This is a genomic window from Caballeronia sp. M23-90, assembly GCF_053574605.1.
In genome coordinates, this window is the sequence record NZ_JBSIPA010000295.1 from 1 (window position 1) to 8,220 (window position 8,220).

At 57.5% G+C, this 8,220-nt stretch carries 5 protein-coding genes and 1 pseudogene; 2 read left to right on the plus strand and 4 right to left on the minus strand.

Annotated features, from left to right (window positions below):
• Positions 1-332: 332 nt before the first annotated feature.
• Together ACRXB1_RS24040 and ACRXB1_RS24045 are read right to left on the minus strand one after the other, a co-directional pair.
• Positions 333-893, minus strand: a complete 561-nt coding sequence (locus ACRXB1_RS24040; protein WP_449493454.1) for a lipid-binding SYLF domain-containing protein — start codon at positions 891-893, stop codon at positions 333-335.
• 216 nt (positions 894-1,109) lie between these two features.
• Positions 1,110-2,198 carry a formylglycine-generating enzyme family protein gene (locus tag ACRXB1_RS24045; protein ID WP_449493457.1) on the minus strand — a complete coding sequence of 363 codons (1,089 nt, stop codon included), beginning with the start codon at positions 2,196-2,198 and terminating at the stop codon, positions 1,110-1,112.
• Between the two features lie 408 nt (positions 2,199-2,606).
• On the opposite strand from ACRXB1_RS24045, the gene ACRXB1_RS24050 reads away from it, so the two are divergent.
• Both ACRXB1_RS24050 and ACRXB1_RS24055 read left to right on the plus strand, forming a co-directional pair.
• Positions 2,607-4,337 carry an arylsulfatase gene (locus ACRXB1_RS24050; protein ID WP_449493455.1) on the plus strand — a complete coding sequence of 577 codons (1,731 nt, stop codon included), beginning with the start codon at positions 2,607-2,609 and terminating at the stop codon, positions 4,335-4,337.
• Between the two features lie 547 nt (positions 4,338-4,884).
• Positions 4,885-6,228 (plus strand): TAXI family TRAP transporter solute-binding subunit, encoded by a 1,344-nt coding sequence (locus tag ACRXB1_RS24055; RefSeq protein ID WP_174363507.1) that lies wholly within the window; start codon positions 4,885-4,887, stop codon positions 6,226-6,228.
• 132 nt (positions 6,229-6,360) lie between these two features.
• On the opposite strand, the gene ACRXB1_RS24060 is transcribed toward ACRXB1_RS24055, so the two are convergent.
• Positions 6,361-7,107, minus strand: a complete 747-nt coding sequence (locus ACRXB1_RS24060) for an outer membrane protein (protein ID WP_449493456.1) — start codon at positions 7,105-7,107, stop codon at positions 6,361-6,363.
• 400 nt (positions 7,108-7,507) lie between these two features.
• A pseudogene (locus ACRXB1_RS24065) lies at positions 7,508-8,095 on the minus strand (permease); the annotation flags it as partial.
• Between the last annotated feature and the right edge of the window lie 125 nt (positions 8,096-8,220).

Sequence of the window (8,220 nt, forward strand, 5' to 3'; positions counted from 1 at the left end):
TTGTATTCGCGTTTGCTATCGCGGCACCGTTGCCGGTTGCGTATCCGGCGCCGAGGCCCGTCGACGGAGCGTTCGCGATGGGCGCAATCTACGCTGTACTTCCAGCGGGATGCATATCACCGAAGGTGCCAGGGGGGGCCTATTACTTATGCGGAAATACCTGGTTCCGGCCCGCATACGGAGCGAACGGCGTCTATTATCGTGTCGTGCCGACACCATAGCGACCGAACTCCGAGCGGACCTTAACCCGCGTTTGCTGCGGCACAGAAGATCGCCAGGTCGGACAATTGCATCCTGTAGGCTTTCCACCTGATCGGATGCAAGTTGACTCGTCATGGTGCAAATCTTGTGATCCTCTGCCCTTGTACACCAAGACCGACCATCAACCCATGCTGCCCGTATATAAATGCATAGACGTCAGGCCGCAGCGTCGTCGAGTTCGCGGAGCGGCCGGCTCCCGCATCAAGAACCACGACGCTCGGACCCATCCCGATTGACCACCCGTCACTCGAGGCGAGATAGGCGACGGCAGCGTCGGTCATGAAAAACATTGCCTCCGAGAACGTTTGTTCGCCTGCCTGTGCACCGTAGGAAACCGCCCTTGCCGTGTAATAACCCAGGGCTCTGCCGTCAGGTCCAAACATGACGCCTTTCCCGCCTTGGGCGCCGACCATGAAGCCTGCCTTCCGGATCTCGGGGAATACAAGAATCGCTTTGGCTCCGTAGCGAAGGTCGCTCGCCCTCGGCGTTTTATCGAACAGGTACTGAAGCGCTGCAAACGCTCTACTTTCAAGTCCCGGGTCGTCGCCTCCGGACGACGTCTGCTGCGCGCAGCATACCGCCGAGAAAAGGCAGACCGAGATCGCACAAATACACCGGCCAAGTCGCATCATGTTAGTACTCCGATTCCGGATGCCTTCTTTGGCAGGGCAACCGCTTCCCCGATTTCGACTGGTTCAGTTGGGTGCCAAGGACACGATCCAATTAAGCAGTGAAGCAGTCGTCTTGTTGCCAGCTTATCGTCTGCACCGAACCAAAACACCCCATAGCCGATGTATTCGATTCGATTAACAAGGGGCTTTTATCATACGCGCGGTTCACCACTGCTTTCAGCGTGTCTTCTCCGATGAGCGCTCCCATTGCGTTTCGTCCATAGCGAGGCGAAAGCCCAGATGCGACATCCCGTTCATCGGGTCGGTGCCTCGACGGGCACTGGTGCGATAGCTTGTACAATAAGTTTCGCTGCACAGGAAAGAACCGCCACGCGTCACGCGAGATGGTGCGTAGACAGCACCTTGTACCGTCGGGTCGAAACTGTCGCGTGGTCCTTGCGGATTCGTCGATATCTTTGCAGCGGCTGCCTCTATACGAAACGCGTCGGCACGATACCAGTCGCCAACCCACTGCCATACGTTGCCGGCCATGTCGTAAAGGCCATATCCGTTGGGTGCGTAACTGCCGACAGGCGTGGTGCCAATCTGCACTTTCTCGGTAGAGCCGATCCTCGCAGCGACCGGGAAAGGTTGCGCACCATCGTCCCAGGTATTGGCCATTTTCTTGCCACCTGGGGCGAGCTCTGCGCCCCATGAATAGTCTGCCTGCTCGAGGCCTCCGCGCGCCGCAAATTCCCACTCCGCTTCGGTCGGAAGGCGTTTATGCGCCCATTTCGCATAAGCAGTCGCGTCTTCGTATGAGACCTGGACGACCGGATGGTTTTCCTTGCCGGAGATTGAACTGTCGGGACCCATTGGGTGCTTCCAGCTCGCGCCGGGAACGAACTTCCACCAGCGCGAATAATCGTCTAGCGGCACCGGTTCATCGGTACCGGCAAAGACCATGGCACCGGGCACAAGTAGGCTGTCATCCGGTTCAGGTGTGTCAGGTGGCAATTGCGCTGCGAGGTCTTCCCACTTTGGTTTTTGTTCAGCGGTTGTGACATAGCCGGTAGCCGCGACGAATTGCGCAAACTCGGCGTTCGTGATGTCATGCCGGTCAATCCAGTAGCCGCTCAGTCGTACCTCGTGGGCCGGACCTTCATTGCGTTGAGCTTGTCTGTGATTGCTGCCCATCAAGAACTGTCCGTGTGGTATCCAGACCATATCTCTCGGACCAATCCGTCCATCGCCAACGGTGAGGGCTGCCGGTCCTCGGAACTGCTGAAAAACGGCAAACGCCGACCCAGCACCAATAGTGCTCATCGCGACGGCAGCAATTGCAACCTTGTGCTTGAGATTTCGAATCACGACTGCCTCCACAACTTGATCTCGTCCGATGTAATTGCGCCTTCTCCCGGCTTGAGTGACGCATCCAGCAAGATTGGATGTTTGCGCTGGCCGATACCATTGGACCAAGGTCCAATGGTGTCAAACCTGATTAGCGCGTTAATGTTCCCATATCAGCCGGTTTTGCTCGTTTCGATGCTGCGGCAGGACCGCTTTCGTCGCCAAAGTATCGACCTGTGAAAACATGCACTCGTTCTTTCGCCGAACTCCCGTCGCACTGCTTGACAAAACAAACCCGGAGAAAATAAAGCCGTGCGCTGCACGCCTCAGGCAATGCACGCAGACTCAAGAACCATCCCGGGAGGACCGCTGTCGAGAATGCACGTGTCCGGGCTTGATAGATCGACCTACGATGACTGGCTTCCGGGGGTTCGCAATCCTGAAGTCGCAATTCCTAAAAATGAAACGCGGAGAAAAGCGATGAATCCTCGGTTCCAGAAGTGGCTAAAAACGATTCTCCCTCTCGTTGCAGCGCTGGCCGTCCAGCCTGTATGTGCGCAGGAACCAGGCAAAAAGCCCAACATCGTTGTGATCATGGCTGACGATGTCGGCATGTGGAACATCAGTGCGTACCATCGAGGAATGCTGGGCGGCAGCACGCCCAATATTGACCGCATTGCCAAGCAAGGCGCGTTGTTCACCGACTACTATGCCCAGCAATCATGTACCGCGGGCCGCGCCGCGTTCATTCTTGGACAGACTCCCTTTCGCACAGGGCTCCTGGCTGTGGGATTACCGGCGGCCAAGCAGGGTATTCAGGACACCGATCCGACGATTGCACAACTCCTCAAGCCATACGGCTATGCAACGGCGCAAATCGGCAAGAACCACCTTGGAGACCGTAACGAGTACCTCCCGACAGTGCATGGCTTCGATGAATTCTTCGGAATCCTTTATCACTTGAATGCCATGGAAGAGCCGTATGCGGGGGACTATCCGAAAGCCCCTAGATACCCGGACTTCCGGGCAAAGTTCGGCCCCCGCAACATGATCGACAGCAAAGCGAGCAACACGGATGACACTACTGTGGACCCCCGCTTCGGGAAGGTCGGAAAACAAATAATCCAGGATGGCGGCCCGCTGCCGCCGCATCCGGGCATGGACGCGACGGCCAAGTTCAATATGGAAGACATCGATGAGGAATTGGTACGGCGATCGACTGACTTCATGGATCGCTCCGTAAAAGCAGGCAAGCCATTCCTGCTCTGGCACAACAGCACCCGTATGCATGTCTGGACCCACCTCTCTCCCAAATGGCAAGACAAGAGTGGCTACGGACTTTATGCGGATGGCATGATGGAACTAGACTGGGAAGTAGGCCAGATTCTCAACAAAATCGACGAATTGGGCGTTGCTGACAATACGATTGTGATCTTTACAAGCGATAACGGCGCGGAAATCTTTACGTGGCCAGATGGCGGTAACCATCCCTTTCGGGGAGAGAAAGGAACGACCTATGAAGGCGGCTTCAGGGTGCCCTTGCTCGTGAAGTGGCCCGGAGCCATTCAACCCGGCAGCATTGTCAATTCAATTTTTGCGGCAGAGGACTGGATGCCGACGCTGCTTGCCGCGGCAGGGGATCCCAACGTCAAGGATGAGCTCCTGATGGGAAAGAAGGTCGGCGACAAGACCTTCAAGAACCACCTCGATGGCTACAACTTCATGCCGTTCTTCAAAGGCGATGTTCCAGAGGCGCCGCGGCACGAGTTCTTTTACTTTACTGACAGCGGAGATCTCCTGGCTGTCAGGTACGACGAGTGGAAGATCAGCTTTAAAACCATCACGGGCAATCTGTTCACCGGTTCTCAAGACTCCACCAACGTTCCTCTTGTGACGAACCTCCGGCAAGATCCATGGGAGCGTTATCAGGACCAGTCGATGTTGTATGGAAAATGGTGGGGAGAACATTTGTGGGTGATGATACCCAGCGTGGCAATTGTGGGCCAGTTCCTCCAATCCTTCGTTCAGTTTCCGCCCAGCCAAAAATCCGGATCGTTGAGCATCGAAAAGGCGCTGGCGCAGATGCAGTCGGGTGCAGCAGGGGCGGGGAAATGACGTGCATTCATGTCCTTCACAGTTGACTGAGCGGTGCGCCAACCTACCCTTTGCGTTGGCGATCCGCCGCAGTCCGGACGGCACTTCATGATTGAGCGCGGCACGGCTTGCGCAACGGCGACCCATTCGCACGCCACGTTTGCGTCATCCGCACTGTCGTCGGCATCAGGCGAGGCGTCATTCTAATTTCCGCCGGCGTGCGAGGCGGACGTTCGCTTGTGGGGCCGTTCGATTTCGGGATCGATGGCTTTTTTGGATCTCGTGCTTTTGACCGTCGCTTCGGCCGTGCTTGACCCGTTGATTGCCCGATCCTTACTTGCGGTAACAACCGGGCAAGCGTCGAAGCGTTACCAAAGCCCGCCAGGCTCGAATAAACGCGTGCATCCTCACATGCTACACGCGAGAGATTCGAAGTACCGAGCAACGGAAACTACCCGACATCAAGGCTAGCAGCCACAACCTTGACGTGACGGACGCGAGTGTCATCGTCGAAAGCGGCCCTGTATGAAACTCCTCACCACAAGGATGTCACGAGGAAAACCGAACCATGGCCAGATTGAATCCCGCGCTTCGACGCAGCCGAAGGCCACCCTTGTCACGCAAGAGAAGAACCGTTTTCGCCGCCGCCGCCCTGGTCACGCTGGCCGTGCTGAGCTGGGCTTTTGCGATTGTGATCAAGCCAGCCATCCAGCGGACGATTGTCATCACGACGGGCGCGGACGGAGGCATCTATCGCGGCTTCGCAGATCGCTATGCCCCCATCCTGAAGCAGGATGGCATCGTGCTCGACATTCGCAGTTCTTCCGGTTCGATCGAGAACTATCAGCGGTTGAGCAAACCTGGCAGCGACTATGAAGTGGGATTCGTCCAGTCAGGCACCGTCTCCGCCAAGGAAGCAGACGGGCTCCAGACCATCGCCGCAGTCTCCTATGAGCCGATCTGGGTTTTCTATCGCGGCGATCCGGTCATCAACCGCCTGGCACAGCTACGAGGCAAACGCATTGCCATAGGCGTTCCCGGCAGCGGCCTGCTTGATGTTTCCCTGCAATTGCTCGCCTACAGCGGCATCACAGCGGTTAATACCGCGCTGCTGAAAATGGACGCGGGCAAAGCCTATCAGGAACTGAACGCGGGGCGCCTCGACGCAGCTTTCTTCATTGGCCGACCCGATGGGACGATGCAACAGACGTTACTGAACAGCAGCCTGAAGCTGATGAATTTTGCGCAAGCCGACGCGTTGGTGCAAAAGTTCCCTGCTCTTTCGAAAGTCATCTTTCCGCGAGCATCCACGAGTATCGTCAACGACCTGCCTCAGGCCGATGTGACGCTGCTCGCCGCGACCGCACTTCTCGTGTCCAAGGACAGCCTGCACCCGGCGCTGACTTACCTGCTGCTCGACGCCGCGAAGAGGGTCCACGGCGCCGAGGACTACTTCACGCCTATGAACACGTTCCCCAACGCGAACACCGAAGAGTTTCCGGTGTCGGACGAAAGCACACGCTACTTCAGATCAGGCAGACCTATCCTTCAGCGATATCTGCCATTCTGGTTGGCGAGCTTTGTGGAACGACGGCTTCTGATCTTGCTGCCTTTCATGGCATTACTGCTTGCGTTGCTGCAGGCATTGCCGCGCATGGCGGAGAGGCAGATAAAAAATCGGCTGGTGATCTGGTACCGCGAGATCAAGTCGCTGGAAGACGAGATATGGAAAGTCAATAGGCCGACCGCTGATCAGATCGCCCAGTGGCGTGACGAGATACAAAATCTGGATGCTCACGCAAACGAGATCTCAATCCCGCAGCGTTATCTTCAGGACGTATACAACCTCAAGCAGGCAATCGGTTTCGTACGAGCTCGGATCGACCAGGTGTCGACAAGAGCTGAAAAGTGAACGATTGCTCCCGGCAAAACCGTCTTGACCGGCACGAATTCACTAACGGTACTGGGTCATGCAACGCTGACTATAGCGATGCCTCGCGCAAGGCAGCTACGCCTGACGAGGTGGTACGTGCCAATCACAACGTCAGAACCGGATCCCGACTCCCGCATACGGACCTTGTGTCTTGATGTTGTAGAGAAATTCCGGTTTTTCGTAGTCCATACTAAGGATCCGATACCCCAGCTTCACTACGATGGTTTTCGAGAATTTGTAGTCAACGCCGCCCAGGAACTGCCACGAATGCTTGGTTCCGCCCGTCCCCGCGTCGGCGTAGCCCGAAACAGACCATTTATCCGTGAACATGTAAGCGCCGCGGACTGCCAGGAAACCGTCGGTCCAGTTTGCACTTTTGTCGCCACTGCGGCCGTCTGGAAAGACCCGGCCACCCGAGTAGGACAGGTCACCGTCCACATAAGCGTAACGCACGCCGACCAGGACATCGATCGGCATGACCGGACTGTCGATTATTCGATACGCTGCAGCGGCCTGGAGTATCGTTTCGTTCAGTTTAAGGCGCAACGTGCCGAGTGCACCGCCAAGCAGCGGATCGGATGTCTTGGATACCTTGATGTAGATCGTGTCGACAACTACGCCCCATCGACCGTAGCGCGCTTCGAAAGAGCCCATTCCACCGAAATTGAGATTTTTGAGGACGTCGGAAAAACTCGCGTCTAGGTTTGCCGTGGGCGTGCGTGTTCCAACGCGCGACCACCCGCTGATTCCTGCGACCCAGAGATACGGCGTAGCCTGGAACTGCCAGCCGTTACCCGGCGGTGTATCGGCCATTGCAACAGCCGAACATCCGGCAGCAACGCCAACGAGTGCGCTCATGCAAATTCCGCGCTTCATAGTAGTCGTCCCCCTTGGTTCGACGTCCCATGACGTCCAGATACGCAAAGCCCGCACTCACCGCCAAACGGATTTTGACCGCGACAGTCGAACAGCCGTTTATCCAACGCGCCGTAGCAGGCGTATTCGAGCTTATTGTTGTCGATAATTTCCACGCGATCTATGGGACCTTGGTCTCATAGATCGCGCTGTTATCTCAGACCGTCGCGACGGTTGCGGACTGCAGGCAATGTTGAAGTCGGGCTAACGCCTGAAAGCGTGCGCGGGAAAAACAGGCCACACGTTGAGCCGTTTCGTTGCCAGATGGGATCGCGCGCCGCTGCAGGTGCACGCGGCCACCCTGAACGAGGCGACGGGAATCGCCCCGTGTCGCCAACCAGATTCAGAACCCCAGCGCCACTGCCAGCAATCCCCCGAGGACCCCGAACCCGACCACGGCAACTGCAACCATCGTCAATACCCGTGGTGGAAACGAGCGCCCCAGCATGGCAACTGACGGCAGGCTGATCGGCGGCAGCGTCATCAACAACGCGCCTGCCGGCCCCACGGACATGCCGAGCGAGAGCATCGCCTGGATGATCGGCACTTCGCCGGCCGTCGGAATCACGAATAAGGTGCCGGCAATGGCAAGACCGACGATCCACAACACGCTGTTGTCGATGTTCGGTCCGATATGCGGAAACAGCCACGCACGCGCCGCCCCAAGCACCAGCACGAGAACGATGTACTCCGGCACCAGCCGGATGGTCATGCGCCCGAGGATGCGAACCCAGCGCGTGAACGCAGTCCCCGGATCTTCCGCAGCCACGAGCTTCGCCATCTCGCCGCGCGACGCCTCTGCTTCCTTCGGCGTCACCATGCGGTTCACGGCGTAGCCGAGCCCGAACACCATCAGGACCCCCAGGGCTAGGCGCAAGCCCATCCATTGCCAGCCGAGCACGAAGCCCATGAAGATCAGCGTAGCCGGATGGATGTACGCCGAGTGGTGCCAAGCGGCGGCGCGCACTCACATCGCGGATCCAAACGTCAGGGCCTGGGTCCTGCTGCACACCGACATCGCATTCCTCAATCAAGCCGCGTGGCTCAAGAACGAGA